The organism is Desulfotomaculum sp. 1211_IL3151 (assembly GCF_036763075.1).
Classification (GTDB): Bacteria; Bacillota; Desulfotomaculia; order Desulfotomaculales; family Desulfotomaculaceae; genus Desulfotomaculum.
Genome location: NZ_JBAIYV010000051.1, coordinates 79,352 through 98,103, shown reverse-complemented (window position 1 = coordinate 98,103; position 18,752 = coordinate 79,352). Strand labels below are relative to the sequence as shown.

Annotated in this window: 15 protein-coding genes and 1 riboswitch; of the genes, 9 read left to right on the top strand and 6 right to left on the bottom strand. The window is 41.8% G+C overall.

What is annotated here, in order from left to right; genetic code table 11:
* Positions 1 to 59: 59 nt before the first annotated feature.
* Positions 60 to 172: riboswitch (SAM riboswitch) on the bottom strand.
* 436 nt (positions 173 to 608) lie between these two features.
* Positions 609 to 791 (top strand): hypothetical protein, encoded by a 183-nt coding sequence (locus V6C11_RS14730; protein ID WP_333531956.1) that lies wholly within the window; start codon positions 609 to 611, stop codon positions 789 to 791.
* A gap of 350 nt (positions 792 to 1,141) precedes the next feature.
* Here V6C11_RS14730 and V6C11_RS14725 read toward each other — a convergent pair whose 3' ends face one another.
* The 5 genes from V6C11_RS14725 to V6C11_RS14705 form a co-directional block, all read right to left on the bottom strand.
* On the bottom strand, positions 1,142 to 1,612 hold the full coding sequence (locus tag V6C11_RS14725) for a hypothetical protein (RefSeq protein ID WP_333531955.1): 471 nt from the start codon (positions 1,610 to 1,612) through the stop codon (positions 1,142 to 1,144).
* Between the two features lie 103 nt (positions 1,613 to 1,715).
* Positions 1,716 to 2,546 carry a metal ABC transporter permease gene (locus tag V6C11_RS14720; RefSeq protein ID WP_333531954.1) on the bottom strand — a complete coding sequence of 277 codons (831 nt, stop codon included), beginning with the start codon at positions 2,544 to 2,546 and terminating at the stop codon, positions 1,716 to 1,718.
* On the bottom strand, positions 2,527 to 3,306 hold the full coding sequence (locus V6C11_RS14715) for a metal ABC transporter ATP-binding protein (protein WP_333531953.1): 780 nt from the start codon (positions 3,304 to 3,306) through the stop codon (positions 2,527 to 2,529). The genes V6C11_RS14720 and V6C11_RS14715 overlap by 20 nt, the downstream gene beginning before the upstream one ends.
* Before the next feature lies 1 nt (position 3,307).
* Complete coding sequence (locus V6C11_RS14710) at positions 3,308 to 4,243, bottom strand: metal ABC transporter substrate-binding protein (RefSeq protein WP_333531952.1); 936 nt, start codon at positions 4,241 to 4,243, stop codon at positions 3,308 to 3,310.
* Complete coding sequence (locus V6C11_RS14705; RefSeq protein WP_333531951.1) at positions 4,240 to 4,674, bottom strand: Fur family transcriptional regulator; 435 nt, start codon at positions 4,672 to 4,674, stop codon at positions 4,240 to 4,242. Before V6C11_RS14705 ends, V6C11_RS14710 begins: the two co-directional genes overlap by 4 nt.
* A gap of 217 nt (positions 4,675 to 4,891) precedes the next feature.
* Between V6C11_RS14705 and V6C11_RS14700 the strand changes: the two genes are divergently transcribed.
* The 4 genes from V6C11_RS14700 to rnk all read left to right on the top strand — a co-directional run bounded on the left by V6C11_RS14700 (position 4,892) and on the right by rnk (position 11,275).
* Complete coding sequence (locus V6C11_RS14700) at positions 4,892 to 7,078, top strand: PAS domain S-box protein (RefSeq protein ID WP_333531950.1); 2,187 nt, start codon at positions 4,892 to 4,894, stop codon at positions 7,076 to 7,078.
* Positions 7,079 to 7,271: 193 nt separating this feature from the next.
* A complete protein-coding gene (locus V6C11_RS14695; RefSeq protein ID WP_333531949.1) occupies positions 7,272 to 8,750 on the top strand; it encodes a potassium/proton antiporter in 1,479 nt (492 codons plus the stop codon).
* Positions 8,751 to 9,220: 470 nt separating this feature from the next.
* A complete protein-coding gene (gene cls, locus V6C11_RS14690; RefSeq protein ID WP_333531948.1) occupies positions 9,221 to 10,666 on the top strand; it encodes a cardiolipin synthase in 1,446 nt (481 codons plus the stop codon).
* A gap of 186 nt (positions 10,667 to 10,852) precedes the next feature.
* Positions 10,853 to 11,275, top strand: a complete 423-nt coding sequence (rnk, locus tag V6C11_RS14685) for a nucleoside diphosphate kinase regulator (protein ID WP_333531947.1) — start codon at positions 10,853 to 10,855, stop codon at positions 11,273 to 11,275.
* On the opposite strand, the gene V6C11_RS14680 is transcribed toward rnk, so the two are convergent.
* Entirely contained in the window at positions 11,242 to 11,703 is a 462-nt protein-coding gene (locus tag V6C11_RS14680) for a GreA/GreB family elongation factor (protein WP_333531946.1), read from the bottom strand. The genes rnk and V6C11_RS14680 overlap by 34 nt on opposite strands.
* Positions 11,704 to 12,086: 383 nt before the next feature.
* On the opposite strand from V6C11_RS14680, the gene V6C11_RS14675 reads away from it, so the two are divergent.
* The 4 genes from V6C11_RS14675 to V6C11_RS14660 all read left to right on the top strand — a co-directional run bounded on the left by V6C11_RS14675 (position 12,087) and on the right by V6C11_RS14660 (position 18,747).
* On the top strand, positions 12,087 to 12,362 hold the full coding sequence (locus tag V6C11_RS14675; RefSeq protein WP_333531945.1) for a thioredoxin family protein: 276 nt from the start codon (positions 12,087 to 12,089) through the stop codon (positions 12,360 to 12,362).
* A 313-nt stretch (positions 12,363 to 12,675) separates the two neighbouring features.
* Positions 12,676 to 13,389 (top strand): iron-sulfur cluster repair di-iron protein, encoded by a 714-nt coding sequence (gene ric / locus V6C11_RS14670; protein ID WP_333531944.1) that lies wholly within the window; start codon positions 12,676 to 12,678, stop codon positions 13,387 to 13,389.
* Between the two features lie 351 nt (positions 13,390 to 13,740).
* The gene (locus tag V6C11_RS14665) at positions 13,741 to 17,970 is read left to right on the top strand and encodes an acyl-CoA dehydratase activase-related protein (protein WP_333531943.1); all 4,230 of its coding nucleotides are present in this window, start codon (positions 13,741 to 13,743) and stop codon (positions 17,968 to 17,970) included.
* Positions 17,971 to 18,234: 264 nt separating this feature from the next.
* On the top strand, positions 18,235 to 18,747 hold the full coding sequence (locus V6C11_RS14660) for an RNA polymerase sigma factor SigX (protein WP_333531942.1): 513 nt from the start codon (positions 18,235 to 18,237) through the stop codon (positions 18,745 to 18,747).
* Positions 18,748 to 18,752: the final 5 nt, after the last annotated feature.

Genomic DNA, 18,752 nt, shown 5'->3' with positions numbered 1-18,752 from the left:
TAAATAAATGAGGCCCCTTCTGGGCAGACCAGAAGAGGCCATAATATACCTATGCCCCCTCCTTATCTTTCAGAAGAATGTTCTTCTGCAGGAATTAGCACCTTTCTCAAGAAATTTCTAAGAAGGTTGCCGGGCGTCTCAGGGCCAGTCCCTCAGCCTCTCTGGATAAGAAGAATATATTATTAAATTGACTAATGATGATTTTATGCTATGTCTTTAAATTTGTCAATGATTATTTATAGGCAACTTGGAAAAACTTTTACACCTCAGAAAAAATTACCGTCCACAAACTTGCATGATTCTTCTTATAAAGAAGGAAAATAATAATGATTAAATTTAAAGGAGGGGTTGCTATGAGCCGCAGACTAAAGTCCCGGGATAATGGAAAACATAAGCAAGTTCCCAAGTATTCGACGGACCGTAAAACGGTGAAACCACCTCCGGATAATAGTGTTGGGGTTACCTATGTATAAATAAAAACGGCCGTTTTCCGGCCGTTTTTATTTATTTTGAAAAAATCAAGTGAAAGGAAGAACTTGTTTCTTTCGGGAACTTTTCCTGGGGTCTTTGAATATTTTGTCATACCTTTAAATAAGGAAGTGAGAGAGATGCTTTCCCCCGATATGGACCCTAAGGAATTAAAAGGTTTAATACCCCTGTTTACCAAAGAAGATATGGAAGAACTATTAAAAGAGATAGAAGATATCATCCGTTACGAGCAAGACATAAAAAGGCTGATGCGTTTGTTTGACAATCGAAAAATAGTGGAGGATGCCATTGATCATTTATAAAATCCTGTGATTACTGTGGATAACCATGATAAATGTGGGTAACTCTGTGGATAACGTGTTATTATTACTGAAAAACTGTTTATAACTTACTTCCAAGAATGATTAATTCAGGAATAAATTCTGTATTTCGGGCAAAAATATAGTTCACATAATCTACGCAATGAATTGCTCTGCTTCGGCAGAGAATTTTTTTGCCCATCGGATTATTCGCAAACTTTATGGCTTAATGTTTTAGATTTACAATGTTTGGTTAGTATTATAACGGTCCCTTAAAGTCTGCAGGGATTAACTTTCAAAGGGAGTGTCGCCTAGCTATTTTTCAGTAGTTGTCAGTGACACTCCCCTTCTTATTAAATGTGCTTATATATTCGTTTGCCATATAAACCCTCACAGATTTGGGTTAAAATTAACAGAACCACAAAATTAAGCAGGAAATCATAGAGTATGCTGTAGTTTCCTAAAAAGGAAAGGTTACCAACTTTAATGGCGACATAAGAAGCAATTTCTGCAATGATAGTAAAAAATAATAATATTGGGATTTTTTTACTAAAGTCATCTTTCATATAACTTATTACGAGTATTCCTGCCGCTGCACCCCAAAGGGGATTTAATAAAGGGACCCCGGCAACTAATACCCAACCTTTGTTAAACTGGATTAGGCCAAGTGAAATTAAAACATATTCAACCATGAATAATATAGCTGCGGCTATGATGCCGATGGGTAATAATTCTTTAATTCTTTGTGGTTTAATTAAAACAAAAACCAATACCCATAGTACAATAGCATAAATAGGATTAATCCACGTTTGTAGAAATTCCATTTTACCCCTCCAATTTTCTCCAGATAATATAGCATATTATTTACAGATAGGATGTAATTTATAAGCACCCCAATAGAAGAACCGAGGTCCGAGACCTCGGTTTTTAAGATACAATTCCTTTATATATTGCCATTTTACGGTTGAGCTGTTGGTAAACCAGACTACTTACCAACAGAATGACAGAGGTCATGACAATGGCACCTCCTGGTGCCAGATTCATGTAAAAGGAGGCAAAGACACCAATAAAGATAGCTGTTTCACCGAACAAAATGGATAATAGCATAGCACCACGGAAACTGCTGGCCAAACGCATGGCTGTGGCCACCGGCAATATCATCAGTGAAGATACCAATAGAATACCCACTACTCGGATGGCTAAGGCGATGGTGATAGCAGTCATAATGGTAAAACAAGTGTTGATGGCATCCACCGGAATACCACTGACCCTGGCATGATCCTCATCAAAGGAAATGGCGAATAATTCCTTCTTTAAGAGGTGAACTAAGAGTAAAATGGCAATACCCAGCAGGGAGACGATTTTTAAGTCATCCACGCTGATGGCCACAATACTGCCAAAGAGATAGCTCATAAAATTGGCACTATAGCCTTTGCCTAAATCTAAAAGGATGGCACCCAGAGCTACCCCGGTGGAAAGAGTAATGGCAATGGAAATTTCCGAATAACCACGGTATAGCTTGCGTAACATTTCCAGCAATAGCCCGCCGCCAACTGCAAAAAGCGATGCACTTAAGATCGGGTGAATTCCTGTCATTAGTCCCGCTGCCACACCGGATAGGCAGACATGGGATAAAGCATCAGAAATCATAGACATCCTCCGCAGGGCGATAAATAAACCAACAATGGGGCAGATGAGGCCCACTAAAAAACCAGCTAACAGTGCCCGCTGCATAAACTCATACTGTAAAATTTCCATAACATGGCTCCTTTGTGTTGGTGGGCTGACTGGTAATGCGTCGCTTGCAGTTTTTTAGTTGGTTTTCTGGATCATTATATTGGTGGCAAGAACAACTGCAAATATGTTTATCCAGGCAAACCTGGTGACTGACCAAAGATCCTAAGCCCGCCAATTCATGGGAAACAATTAACATGGTGATACCTTGCAGCAGGCTTAGTTCCTTTAAAAGACGGTACATAGAATCCAAGGCAGCACGGTCAACACCGGTGTTTGGTTCATCAAGGATTAAAAGCTCAGGTTCCGAGACCAAGGCCCTGGCCAAAAGGATTCTTTGCTGCTGCCCGCCGGAAAGGGTGCCTACTGGTCGGTCAGCAAATTCTGTCATGCCCACCTGTTGCAAAACCTGGTCCACCAGCAGGTGGTCTGGTTTTGATAAGGGATGGAACAGACCTCGCCTAGGAACCCGGCCCGAGCGGATCACCTCCCGGGCGGTGGCGGGAAATTGGCTATTAAAACCTGTGGCCTTTTGGGCCAAATAGCCGATGCGGTAGCGGTCCTTTACCTTATGCGCTTCGCTGCCAAAAACCTTGATGGAACCAGCAGAAGGTTTTAACTGCCCCAAGACTAGTTTTAGCAGGGTGGATTTACCGGAACCATTTGGTCCTGTGATGGCTACCACATCCCCTGCGGCAACACGCAGATGCATATTATTTAAGATCGGGTGGCAGACGTAGGTAAAAGTCATCCCTTCAATCTTTATGATATCTTCCTTATTCATTTTATTCAGCTCCTAGAGCAATTTTTAAATTGGCAAGATTTTTTCTCATCACAGATAGGTAATTTTCACCGCTTGCTAATTCTTGTTCAGATAACCCCTCGATGGGATTCAGTACCAGGGTTTTTGCCTTCAATTCACTGGCCAGAGTTTCAGAGACTTTGGGGTTAACGAGGGTTTCGAAAAAAATGGTATCAATATTTTTATTCCGGGCCAGTTCAATAATGGCAGCCATATCAGCGGGACTGGGTTCACTTTCTGCTGCTAGCCCACGGATCGGTATTTCAATCAGACCATAGCGCTTAGCTAGGTAGCCAAAGGCAGCGTGAGAGGTAATAAACTCCTTGGTCTTGGTCTTAGCCAGATTTTCTTGATATTCTAAGTGTAATTTATCCAATTCCTGTTGAAACTGGTTGGCATTGGCCTGGTAATAGGACTTATTGTTGGGATCAGCCTTGACTAGGCCTGTAAGGATTTCATCTACCATTATTTTGGCATGTAATGGATCAAGCCAAACATGAGGGTCATGGAGATGATGTTCAGGTGAATCCGTGTGGGCATGTGTTTCTTCTATTAAATTGAGCCTTTGACCAGCTTGAATGATCGTTATATTTTCCCTATCCAGGGTATTTAAAATTTTATCGCCCCAATGTTCCACACCGGTACCGCTTAGGATGATCACATTGGCTTTGGTCATTTTTACCATGTCCTGGGGACTGGGCTCCCAATCATGGGGTTCTGCACCAGGAGGCACGATGTTTTCCACCTGAACCTTCGTACCACCCACTTGTTTAGCAAAATCATAGAGGGGGTAGATGCTAGTATATACTTTTAGCGTGTCTTCTGCCTGGTCGGGCTGATTTTTGCCATTTGTTTGACAGCCGATGGCAACAGGGACTAAAAAAATAAGAGCCAGCATGCTTAAAATTACTCTTTTCACAATAATCCCCCTTTCTTAGTACACTTTTCACACAAACCAAAAATTTCAAAGGAATGGCTTAGTATTTTAAATTTATTGACTTTATCTTGGTCGAGAAACTTTAGCGGGCAATAATGAATCTCTTGGGCATCACCACATTGGGTGCAAATCAGGTGGTGATGGTGGATATTACTCGTTAATTCATAATGAACCCGTCGCTCGCCTAAATTAAGTTCTCTTAAAATGCCGATGTCCCGAAGCATCCCAAGATTTCGATAAACCGTATCAAGGCTAATGGTAGGATAGGTTTTTGCAATGGCCAAATGGATGTCCTCGGCACTTAAATGTTTATTTTCAGGACCCAAAAAGCTGCTAAGAATAGCTTGCCTTTGGGGGGTTACCTTGACGCCCTTTTCTTTTAGCTGTTGGATTAAAAGCTGTAACTCCTGCAAAGCATTCACCTTCTTAAATAGGAATATTTCTTATCTACTATTAATTATTATAACCAACAAGAAAATATGTCAATGCTTTAAAGAGAAATAATAGTTCTGACATATAAATAAAAAAGGAAAATTAATGCATTGGGTAGAAAGTAAAGCCAATTATAAAAGCCAATTATATATGAAGAGAGAGATTAAACAAAATATTTCTGTTTTCTCGGAGGTTATAATGAACCTAAAGCTGAGGGTTTTAATTATAGAGGATTCGGAAGACGATCTGCATCTATTGTTAAGAGAGCTTAGAGAAGGAGGGTATGCGTTCAGCTACCGGTGGGTTAAGGACCGACAGGAGATGAGCCAGGCCCTGTCAGTGGATTGGGATATTATTCTATCAGACTATGTGCTGCCACAGTTCAGTGGTTTAGAGGCCTTGAAAATGATTCGAGAAAGGGGCCTTGAGCTGCCCTTCATTATGTTATCCGGTCAAATATCCGAAGTAACAGCGGTGGAGGCCATACGGGCCGGTGCCCAAGACTATATCGTCAAAGGTAATTTGAGCCGCTTAATTCCTGCCATCCAAAGGGAACTGCGGGAAGCCAAGCTACGCAAGGAAAAAAGACAAGTTGAAAAATCTCTGCAAGCCTCCGAAGAAAAGTTTTGTAAGATTTTCCATGCCAGCCCGGATATAATGGCCATACTATCCCTACCGGATTTGATTTTTATTGATGTCAATGCCAGTTGGTTGGCTTACACGGGTAACCACAGGGAAGCTGTCATTGGTAAAACGGTAATGCAATTAAACAGTATCCTGCGTTTCGTAGATCACGACAAATTATTTCAGTTATTGCGTGAATATGGTTCGGTTCATAATGAAGAAGTTTATTTTAGAAGACCTTCCGGGGAGATCAATGTAGTATTGGGATCTGCCAGTATGATCAAACTGGACGGCAAGTCTTGTGTTTTTGTTGTGGCTAAAGATATTACCCACCTAAAGGGAATGCAGCAGGCGGCTGAGACCAGTGAAGCACGGTTTCAAGCGATGTTTGAAAAATCCTTTACTGGGATTGGTATTATGGACGGAGAGGGTACGGTGCTGCATGGCAACACAGCCTTGAAAAATATATTAGGTTATTCGACAGAAGATTTTATCGGCGTAAATACACGTCAAGTTACTCACCCAGATGACATAGCTAAGAATATGATTTATTACCGTCAGTTAGCCTCCGGCAAATTAGATTACTATCAAATGGAAAAAAGGTATATCAGGAAGGACGGCAAAGTAGTTTGGGCTAATATGTCTGTGACAGCCATACGGGACGCCCAGGGAAAGTTTATTCAAGCCATTGCCTTTGTGGAAGATATAACACAAAGGAAGAAAAATGAGATAAAGCTGCGGCAGTTGGCTGCCATTGTGGAGTCCTCTGACGATGGCATCATCAGTAAGGACCCCCGGGGTATCATTGTCAGTTGGAATGCCGGGGCAGAACGTATCTATGGCTACACCGAAGAAGAGGCCATTGGCCGGCACTTTTCTTTTTTATGTCCAGACAATAACAGATGTGAGGAAGAAATTATGGATGCTGTCCGCAACGGGAGAAGACTGCACAATTATGAAACAGTAAGACAAAGAAAAGATGGTAGGATCATCCAGGTTGCCCATACCATCTCACCCATCTATGATTTAAACGGCAGGTTTACAGGGGTATCCACCGTTGTCCGGGACATCACCGAACATAAGGAAATGGAAAAGGAAATGCTTCGTTTGGATCGTCTAAATTTAGTGGGAGAAATGGCTGCGGGTATTAGTCATGAAGTACGCAATCCCATGACCACCGTTAAGGGTTTTTTACAGATTTTAAGGGATAAACCGGATTGTGTTCAGTATATGGATTATTATAACTTAATGATTGATGAACTGGATCGTGCCAATTCTATTATCAGTGAGTTTCTTTCCATCGGCAGAAGTAAGACAACGGAAATGACCATGCAGAATTTAAACGATATCCTGCATAGCCTGGCCCCCCTCATTCAGGCCGATGCGGTAGGTCAGGGGAAAAATATTTATCTTGAAACGAGCAAGGTGCCAGATCTGCTATTAAATGATAAAGAAATACGCCAAGTTATTTTAAACTTAGCTCGCAATGGTTTGGAAGCCATGTCCCAGGGCTATTGCTTGAGAATAAGAACCTTTGTTGACAATGATGATGTGGTACTGGCGGTACAAGATCAGGGAACGGGCATTCTACCGGAACAGATGGAAAAGTTAGGGACACCCTTTTATACGACGAAAGAAAAGGGTACGGGACTTGGTCTGGCCAACTGTTTTAGTGTTGTGGCCCGCCACCGGGGTACGATCCAGGTAGAATCGGGATCCGGTGGTACGACGTTCTATGTGAAATTTAAAGTTAGCTGTTAGTCGTTAGCTTAGTCAATCGTTATTAGGCAAAAAAACGACATGTGTTAATGCGTCATCTTTGTTATCCTGAGCCGTTTTTTGGGATAGTTAAAAGCTAATTGCTAGCAATCTTAATTTATAGTTAGGTTGGCTGGAAACCAAAAAATTGTTATAATTATTATGTCACATAGTAACTTACAAAAACAAAGGGGGGATGATTATTAGTGCAGATAGTGCAATCTTTTTGTTTTCTTTGCTCCTTGTTGCGGGTGTTTTAACAACTAAGTTTTCATCACGGTTGGGGGTACCTTATCTAGTACTGTATGTTGTCGTAGGTATGGTTATGAATAAATACCTATATTATGACAATGCTGCCTTGACTCAACTATTCGGCATTTTAGCCCTGATTGTGATTTTGTTTGAAGGTGGGATGCAAACAAAATGGCAGGATGTAAAACCGGTTATTGTCCCATCCGCTTCGCTGGCAACCTTTGGTGTACTTATCACAACCTTTACAATTGGTATTTTTGCTAAGTATGTTTTGGATGTAAGTTGGTTGGAGGCCTTTTTATTTGGTTCCATTGTTGGCTCCACCGATGCAGCCGCGGTATTTTCTGTTATGGGCACTCAAAATATCAAAAGAAAACTGTCTTCAACCCTAGAGGCAGAATCCGGCAGCAATGACCCAATGGCAGTTTTTCTTACGATAACCTTTATTAGCTTGATTCAGACACCAGAAACGGCAAAGGTCTCTAGTGTAATTTTATCCTTTGTTTTGCAAATGGGTTTGGGTTTATTAATAGGTCTGACCATGGGGAAGTTTACTGTTTGGAGTATCAACAAAATTAACCTTGACTCATCTGGTCTATACCCTGTACTGGCCCTAGGTTTTGCTATTTTTACCTATGGCTCAGCGGCCGTATTAAAAGGAAGCGGTTTACTGGCTGTTTACGTTATGGCTGTATATGTTGGCAATTCTGATTTAACCTTCCGTCACTCCATTTTTCGTTTTAACGAAGGATTTGCCTGGATGATGCAGATCCTCATGTTCATCCTTTTGGGTCTATTGTCCTTTCCTACAGAGTTAGTGGATATTGCTTGGCAAGGAGTTTTGCTGGCCTTTTTACTTGTATTCATAGCTCGACCCATTGGTGTATTTTTGACTACAATAAAAATGGGCTTTACCTTTAGAGATAAAATATTTCTTTCCTGGTCTGGCCTAAAGGGTGCAGTTCCCATTGTCTTAGCAACTTATCCCATCGTTGCTGGACTGGATAATAGCCATGTGATGTTTAATATTGTGTTCTTCGTTGTTTTTATTTCAGCACTGGTGCAAGGGTCAACCATCTCCCTTCTAGCCAATAAGCTTGGTCTGTCCGCAGGTGAAAAAATAACTTCTCCACACAGTTTGGAATTAATTTCAATGGGGAAAACAAACTCGGAAATTATAGAGATTAACATAAAAGAAGACTTCTATATGGCAAATAAGGAGATTCGAGATTTAGATCTCCCAGAAAGCTGCTTAATTACAGCAGTTGTTCGGGACACCAAGGTCATCACACCAAGGGGAACAACGGAATTATTGGCGGGGGATATCCTCTATGTCCTAACCCCTAAATCACAGCGCAAGCTGATAAAAAAAATATTCCGTCAAAAGGACAATACGCCCTTAGAAACAGCATCCAGTTCTTAGCATTTTGCCATCAGCTGTCAGCCCCCAGTTTAAGATGGTTCTGGGAAATTGATCCAATGTGGTTGTTGTATAAGAACCAAAGAAATGGGGTTCTTATACAACAACCTTTTTTTATTTAAGTCACGTGCCGAATGTTAAGGGGCCGTGCCATTAGGCATAACATGCAAAAATGTTGATAACGGAAGGCTGATGGCTAATAATTTGGCACATAAATTGCTTATATTATTGCAAATGGGGAAGATTACTATGTAAGATTTGCTTTATGAACTTCAGTTGTTGCGAAGTCGAAATAAACTGTTCCACTACGACACAAAGTGTTTCGTTTTTATATATGTTTTGTGGGAGTCGCGCCTGCTTACCGCACTCCAATTTTTTTTGCCCTTTTTAGATAGGTCTGAGTTATTTCATTTGCCCTAAGGTCGGCCTTTGGGTAGAATATTCTAAATGGATTAGGAAGAGCAGGTGCAATAATGGAATTTTTTGAACACTTGTATACGATATTATCAATCTTTAATATTTTTCTGGCGGGGACCATCATTTTTCTGGAAAGAAGAAACATTCCTGCCACTTGGGCTTGGCTGATTGTCCTACTGTTTTTACCAATTGTGGGTTTTATTTTTTATATTATTTTTGGACAAAACCTAAGTAAAAGAAAGATTTATAGATTTAGGCAGGAAGAGAAAGCGATTATCGAAGGGATGGTTAAGCAGCAAAAACATCGCTTAAAAGGGGGGGAGGTTCGATATAATGATCCTGCCATGATCGCCTACAAGGATATGATTTATATGAATCTGACCAGTAGTAACTCCCCTTATACCCAGGATAATGAGGTCGAAATTTTCACGGATGGTAAGAGCAAATTTACATCTCTGATTCAGGCCATCAAAGGGGCAAAGAGTCATATTCACTTGTTGTACTATATCGTTAGAAATGATGAATTAAGTCAGCATCTTGTTGAAGTTTTGGCACAAAAGGCCCGGGAGGGTGTGCAGGTAAGGTTTTTGTATGATGCCATTGGTTTTCAGGGCATGTCTAAAAAGGTCTGGCGGCCCTTGCTGGAGGCAGGTGGCGAGGTAGCATCCTTTTTCCCTTCGATACTTCCTTATATTAATATCCGGTTAAATTATCGAAATCACCGGAAGTTGGTAGTAATTGACGGGCACACAGGGTATATTGGGGGCTTTAATGTCGGCAATGAATATCTGGGGTTAGATCCCGTTTTAGGGCATTGGCGGGATACACACTTGAAAGTAAAGGGCAGTGCCGTGCCATTTATACAAGCCAGTTTTATTTTAGATTGGAACTTGTCCGCAAAGCACCATATAAATTATGAAGATCGTTATTTTCCAACCATAGAGGGCAGAGGCAATGTGGGCATGCAGATTGTTACCAGTGGCCCCGTCTTTGATTTAGAGCCCATAAGAAACGGTTATTTAAAAATGATCTATGAAGCCAATGAAGCTATTTTGTTGCAAACCCCCTATTTTGTACCAGATGAAAGTATGTTAACCGCTTTGCGGATGGCCGCTATGTCTGGTGTGGATGTACGTGTGATGGTACCGGGAAAGTCGGATCATCTCTTTCCATATTGGGCAACCCGTGCATATATTGGCGATTTGTTAACCAGTGGCGTAAAGTGTTATATTTATGAAAAGGGCTTTCTCCATGCTAAAACCATTGTGGTAGATGGTAAAATTGCTTCGGTGGGTTCTGCCAATACCGATATTCGAAGTTTTAAACTGAATTTTGAACTAAATGCCTTCATTTTTGACACAGTAACAGCCATGAAACTACAGCGTGTTTTTATGGAAGATTTAGAAAGGTGTAGTGAGCTAACCTTGCAGGCATACCAGTGCAGTTCCACATCTGCTAAATTTATGGAGTCCTTGAGCAGATTGCTATCACCAATTTTATAAGGATTCTAATTACCCTGTTATTTTTAAGCTTTAATTTTTATTAGATTACCTGTATAATATAGGTAACTATTCCATAAAGTACTTTTAAGGCGGCTATCTCTTCCGAGAAGTCGCCGTATATTTTATTTGACTTTAGGCAAGGCCACAGCCAATGATTGAATAATTTATTTTAGGAGGGAAACTACCATGAACAATACGAGAAAAATCTATATGACCAATGCAGATAAAGAGAGACTGCAAAAACTTATAATAAAAGAAAAAGAATTACATTGGAACATGGGTAAGGAATACCTGGGTGGTTTAGAGCAGGAACTTGAACGGGCTCAAATAATATCCCCACAAGATGTTCCCTCGGATGTCATTACCATGAACTCAAAGGTACTATTGGAGGATTTAGAAACCGGTGAAGAAATGACCTACACACTGGTATATCCCGAGGATGCGGATGTACTGGAAGATAAAATATCTGTATTGGCACCAGTGGGAACCGCTATTTTAGGTTATCAAGTAGGTGATATCCTTGATTGGTCTGTGCCGGATGGTGTTGTTCGGCTTCGGGTAAAAGAGATCCTTTATCAGCCAGAGGCCGCTGGTGATTTTGAACTATAAAAAATGGCATCGATGCGGTAGCGAAGGAGACCCTGGGCGGTAGAGAGGGTTACCTCGCTACCCACCGCTTTTAATAATAAAGTCATACCAAAGGGAGAAAGGAAAGGAATATCCTGTTCCTCTATATTGTGCAGGGGCAAGACAATTCTTACCTTGGTTAAGAAGTTGTTATCCAAGGAATAGAGTCCTACCTCACTATTAATAATCACAAAGGGTAGAGAGTTTTCAGAGGTGGAAGATACCTTAACATTTCTGATAAGTAAGTCAACCTGCCGGATATAATTTTCAATAAGCTGTTTAAGTTCAGCCCTCTCCGGTGATTTTACCGAAAAATACTCCAACAGTTCTTCTTTTTCCTCTTCCATATAAATAATGTCATGGATCAGCCTTTCAAAGGCCCCCCGTGATAAAAAAATCTTTTCATGCATGATACATATCCTTTATGTCTCATCTTATTATACCAATCCAATCTATTATACCATCTATACCATAGAAGATGATTTGTAAAACAAAGATAAGGCATCCCTTTGACATTGGATTAGCGTCCAAATATACTTAATTAAAATTATTCTTTATCAGGGGGATGGGGGTGGGCGGATTGCAATCTGAAGGAATTATCTTCATTGAGGGGCAAAAAAATATTATTATTCTTGATCAAGTTAAACTTGATGGATTAATCAACTAGATATAAGTCCAGAAAAAAGAGAGGAAAACCTCTCTTTTTTGATTTGGATCAATGTTTCTTGATTGGAAATATTGTACTTTTAGTAATAACAAGAATAAAGAATTTTAGAGAAAGGTGACGTGATCAATGGATATTAAAATAGTAGGTGCTGACGGTTGCAAGGTATGTTTGGGTCTTGAGCAAACGGTGATTGATGTACTATCAGAATTAAACGTGCCTGCAGCGGTGGGTAAGGTAGTAGATGTGGAACAGTTGGTGCAATATGGGGTATTTGCCTTGCCAGGACTTGTCATTAACGATCAAGTGTTAGTTAGTGGACGAGTGCCCAGTAGAGCTGAAATTAGAAATTGGATTATTGCTAGTTATTCTCAACGCCATGCGTCTGTTGAAATATCGTGGTAAAACAGTATAAAAACAACCTTAATTCCCAATGATAGTCCCGAGATCACAGTAAAAGCAATTTTGTGCATGATGTTAGTGAGAACTTTGAGTCATCCTGAGCGACAGCGAAGGATCGTGGGTCTAACCTTTCAATAGTTAAAAGACCCTTCGCTAACGCTCAGGATGACATAGCGGATGGCTTAATGACCCAAGGGCCATCGATTTAGGTGCCTGGCTCTTATCGCAGCAAAGTCCTTCAAAGCTAAGATAATCTTACAAGCGAGCAAGCCCTAGCACCGGTCACAAGTTTCCAGAATAGTTAGGAGGTACAAAAATGAAAACCGTATTCACGGCATCCGATAAGTTAGGCGACATAGTAAGCAAGCTGCCGAAAGCCAGTGAAATCTTCAAACGATATAATATCGATTTTTGCTGCGGTGGCCAAAGACCCCTCGCCGCTGCCATCCAAGAACAAAATCTCAACGAAGGTGAAATTTTAGCAGCCCTTGGGAAAGCCTATCAAGAAGCAGAGTCTGTCAAGCAGGACACCGCCAAGGATTGGCAGCAGAGTTCATATAGTGAACTTATTGATCATATTGTGAACACCCATCACGCATACCTCAACCAGGAACTGCCCCGCTTGAGTGAAAATGTCACCAAAATATTACGGGTCCATGGCGCTCATCATGGGGCTGTGCTATCGAAGGTACACAAACTTTTTCATAGTTTAAAGATGGATTTGGAGCAGCACCTGATTAAAGAGGAAGAGATTCTTTTCCCCATGATTAAAGAATATGAAAAAAATCCCGCTGACTCTCTTTTGCCAAAGATTCGTGAAACCATCCTGGACATTGAGAACGAGCATACCGCAGCCGGAGATATTCTTAAAGAAATTCGGAGCATTACTGAGCAATATGTTAGCCCCGAAGATGCCTGCACCACCTTTCGCTTAACCTATCAAAAGCTTGAAGAATTGGAATCCGACCTCTTTCAGCACATTCACTTGGAGAATAACATTCTTTTCCCTCGGTTGGGCATGCAGGTATAACCAGAATTCCAGCGTATTATAAAGGGAGTAGTGAAGGCATTCGTCCTTAACTACTCTTTTTTACATGTCGCAAAATAAAAAATTCTAATATGCAAGTCAGGGAACGGTCTTGACCGTTCCCTGACTCACTCGTTCCGCTGCCCTGACAAATAAATAAATTATATTTTTCGATTTATGTTAATTACAAAATGAAGTACAATAACTAGAAAGGGTTCGTTTTTTTTGATACGATCATAAGTAGAGATTGGGCTAAAGTATGAACGGGCCTAATATGTTCTAAATTAAGGGGTAACGATTAATACCCATAGTTTATTTGCGCTAACAATTACGATGAGCTTTGGGGGAATTGATATGAGTAGAGTTTTAAATGTTGGACTTGATATTGGCTCTACTACCGTGAAAATGGTTATTTTGGACAAGAATAACAAGGTTGTCTATAAAAAATATTTAAGGCATTTTTCTGATATCAAAAATACCGTTACTTCTTTATTTGATGATGCCAAATCAATCATGCAAAGAAATTTGTTAACTGTAATGGTTACAGGGTCAGGTGGGTTTAACTTTTCCAAAAAGTTAGAAGTACCCTTTATCCAGGAGGTAATCGCCTGTGCCCATGCTATTAAAAGTGTCATACCCAATACGGATTCAGCCATCGAACTGGGTGGTGAGGATGCCAAAGTAACCTATTTTGGTGAATCAATTGAGCAAAGAATGAATGGAACCTGTGCCGGTGGTACGGGAGCCTTTATTGATCAAATGGCAGCCTTGCTGCAGACAGATGCGTCAGGACTTAACGAACTGGCCAAAAATCATAAAAGCATTTACCCCATTGCATCAAGGTGTGGTGTGTTTGCCAAGACAGATATTCAACCCCTGCTAAATGAAGGTGCAGCTAAGGAAGACATTGCTGCATCTGTTTTACAAGCTGTGGTCAATCAAACCATTGGTGGCCTGGCCCAGGGCAGGCCAATCCGTGGTAGGGTTGCCCTTTTGGGTGGCCCGCTGCATTTTATGTCAGAATTAAGAAAACGATTTGTTGAAACCTTAAAATTAGAAAAGAACAATGTTATTTTCCCCGACAACTCCCATTTCTTTGTGGCCCTGGGAGCTGCCCTGTCTTCCCGGGAGGCAGAACCCCTGCCCTTTGACTGCCTGCAGGAAAAGGCTCCAGTGATCTGGAAAATGAACCCCGAAGAAGAGGAAACGGTAGAGCCCTTATTTGCCAATGAGCAAGAATATCAAGAATTTATCGCACGTCACTCTCAGCACAGGGTAAAAAGAGTAGATATTGGGAGCTACCAGGGCAATGCTTACCTGGGTATTGATGCCGGGTCCACCACAACAAAGGTGGCTTTGATCAGTGAAGAGGGAGGATTGCTCTATTCTCACTACGGCAGCAATAATGGCAATCCCTTAGAATCCACCATTGAAGCTTTAAGGGATTTATATAGCAGGCTCAATGAAAATATCCAAATAGTAAGTTCTGCGGTTACCGGCTATGGGGAACATTTAATTAAAGCAGCACTTAAAATAGATATTGGCGAAATTGAAACCGTGGCTCACTACAAGGCCGCTGACTTTTTCCTGTCAGGTGTTGACTTTGTGTTGGATATTGGCGGGCAGGATATGAAAAGCCTGGTTATCCGAGATGGTGCCATTGATTCAATCATGTTGAATGAAGCCTGTTCCTCGGGCTGCGGCTCTTTTATTGAAACCTTTGCCAATTCATTAAATATGGATATAAGAGAATTTGCCAGTCTCGGCATTGGCTCAAAAAATCCAGTGGATCTGGGTACCCGGTGTACGGTATTTATGAACTCAAAGGTAAAACAAGCCCAAAAGGAAGGGGCAGAGATCAGCGATATTTCAGCGGGAATTTCCCTCTCGGTCATTAAAAACGCCCTATTTAAAGTGATTCGATTAAGAAGTGCCGAGGATTTAGGTGAAAAAGTTGTTGTGCAAGGAGGTACCTTCTACAACGATACGGTATTGCGGGCCCTGGAGAGGATTATCAACAAGGAAGTTGTGCGGCCTGATATTGCTGGCATCATGGGTGCCTTTGGGGCAGCCTTAATTGCCCGGGAACGCTATGCAATTGGCTGCCAAACCAGCCTGCTCCAAGGTGAAGAGCTGGAAAGTTTTAGCACCGAGACATCCTTGAAGCGTTGTAGCTTCTGTGGCAATAACTGTCTTGTGACCATTAAACACTTTTCCAATGGGCAGGAGTTTTATTCCGGCAACCGCTGTGAAAGGGGTGCAGGGAAAGAAAAGGTCCACAATGACATTCCCAACCTCTATGAATATAAATATAAACGAGTATTTCGCTACAAACCCTTATCGGAGCAGGAAGCAACCAGAGGCACCATTGGACTGCCCAGGGTACTTAACATGTATGAGGACTATCCCTTCTGGTTCACTTTTTTTAATCAACTAGGGTATCGGGTGATTATTTCAGGACGCTCCAGCAAGGGAATATATGAATTGGGCATGGAAACCATACCCTCAGAATCAGCCTGTTACCCGGCTAAACTGGTGCATGGGCATATTGTGGATTTAATCAACAAAGGTGTTAATAAAATTTTTTATCCCTGTCTTCCTTATAACATACCAGAGGATCAAGAGGCAGAGAACAGATATAATTGCCCCATTGTTACCTCTTACCCGGAAACCATTAATGCCAATATGGACATCCTGAAAGATGATCATGTAACCTTTTACTACCCATTTCTGCCTATTGATATACCTGGCAGAATGGTAAAACGGTTAGTTAAGGAGCTGGCACCGGAAGGTATTGCCAAGCGGGAAATTGCCGCTGCCACTAAAATGGCCTATGAGGAGTTGGCTCGCTATAAGGAAGAGGTAAGAAAAAAAGGGGAAGAAACCCTGGCCTATCTTGAGGAACATCAGATCAAGGGCATTGTCCTTGCTGGCAGGCCTTACCATATCGACCCAGAAATCAATCACGGCATTCCAGAGATGCTTAAGTCTTATGGTTTTGCAGTTTTAGCTGAGGATGCCATCAGACACTTAGCCAGGATTGAAAGGCCCCTGCGGGTTGTAGACCAGTGGGTATATCATTCCAGGATGTATGCTGCAGCCACCTATGTGGCCCGGCAGAAAAACCTAGAATTGATTCAATTGAACTCCTTTGGCTGTGGTTTAGATGCTGTGACCACCGATCAAGTTCAAGAAATTTTAGCAGCCTATGGTAAGATTTATACCGTGCTGAAGATTGATGAGATAAACAACCTGGGGGCTGCCAGAATTCGGATAAGGTCCTTGATTGCTGCCATTAAAGAAAGGGATAAAAGGGATTTTACACCCACAAAATTATTTAATTACCCCGCCAGGGTCATTTTTACCGAGGAAATGAAGCAAACCCATACAATTTTAGCACCACAGATGTCACCCATTCATTTCCAATTTTTAAAGGTTGGTTTTGAAAAGGCGGGCTATAAAATTGAGATTCTTCCCTCCGTGGATAAGTCAGCCATTGATGAAGGATTACGTTATGTGCATAATGATGCTTGTTACCCAACCATCATTGTGGTTGGTCAATTAATGAGGGCATTGAAGTCTGGCAAATACGACTTAAAGAATACCTCTGTGATCATATCCCAAACGGGTGGTGGTTGCCGGGCCACAAACTATATTGCTGTGATCCGCAAGGCCCTAAGGGATGGGGGCATGGCACAGGTACCGGTTATTTCCCTTTCCTCAGGCTTGGAGAAAAATCCTGGTTTTAAGGTGACCTTGCCTATTTTTAATAATTTAATGATGGGCTTGGTATATGGTGACCTTCTTATGAGGATACTTTACCGAGTGCGACCCTACGAAAAGGTAGCAGGTTCTGCCAACCGTCTATATGAGAAGTGGGTAGCCAAGTGTCAACAGGCCCTGAAGGATGGCGGCAGAAAAGAGTTTAAGAGAAATATTTATCAGATGGTTAAGGATTTTGATAACCTGCCAATTCATGAGGATGCAGTAAAGCCCAGAGTCGGTGTGGTAGGAGAAATACTGGTTAAATTCCACCCCACTGCCAACAATAACATTGTGGAACTATTGGAGGCAGAGGGTGCCGAGGCCGTGGTACCAGACCTGATTGATTTCTTTTTATATTGCTCCTTTGATAATAAGATCAAATATCAGGAGCTTTCCGGCACCCTGGGAAAGGCGCTTTCTGGTATGTTTTCTGTGAAGGTCATTGAATCCTACCGGACAGATATGAAAAAAGCCCTCCAGGCCAGCAAACGCTTTGAAGCACCTAAGTCCATCGAGGAGATTGCCCATGGTGCAGCCAAACACCTGTCACTGTGCAACCAAACTGGCGAGGGCTGGTTCTTAACCGGTGAGATGGTTGAGCTGATCCAAAGCGGCGTCAATAATATCGTTTGTTTACAACCCTTTGCCTGCTTACCCAACCATATCACAGGCAAAGGCATGATCAAAGAACTGCGCAGGGCTTACCCTGCAGCCAATATTGCCCCCATCGACTATGACCCGGGCGCAAGTGAGGTAAACCAACTAAACCGCATCAAATTGATGCTTTCTGTGGCTATGGAAGAAGTAGGTAAAAAATGATTATAAGGAAGTGCCGCAAAACTACGTTGTTTAGTAGCAAGCGGTGCTTCCTTTTTTCGTTTCACGGGGATGCCAAAATGTGATAATTGTTTTTATTTTTTTAAAGGAATATAGTAATAGGGTGTCAGCTTTTATCATGCCGCTGAGTCTATATAATGGAACTATAAATGAGAGATCTGTTGCGCAGCGGATAAGGGGGGTTGTACCATTCGTGTAAATTCACCTGCTCTCACCTGGGGAGTTGTTAGGATTTGTGGTGATCAAGTGACAGATCAACTACAAAAACTTTATGAGGAAATGTATCCTAAATTAGTTCGTCAGGCAGCTTTTATGTTGGGAGATGTTGGGGCCGCGGAAGATGCCGCCCAAGAGGCCTTTTTACGACTGTACCGTCAAGGATTAGATGAAATTGAAAACCCCTCTGCTTGGTTGACCAAGGTTACCAATAACCTCTGCTACAGTCACCTGAGGAGCGAAGGTAACCGAAGACGGCGGGAGGAAAAAGTCGGTCAAGCAGAGGAAGCCGTTGGCTTTTCCTTAGTTGTACCCTCGGCGGAACAGTTAGTAGTGGATAGGGAAGAACTTCAATTGATCAGACAGGCCCTAGCAGAACTTAAGCCCCGGGATCGTATGGTTTTACTTATGAAATTCTCTGGCTACAACTATGAGGAAATTGCCGCCACCTTAGATGTTAGTAAGGGCTCAGTGGGTACCTTTTTGGCCCGGGCCAGGGAGCGATTTAGGCAAGCCTATCAACGATTTTTGTTAACTAATTAGGGGGT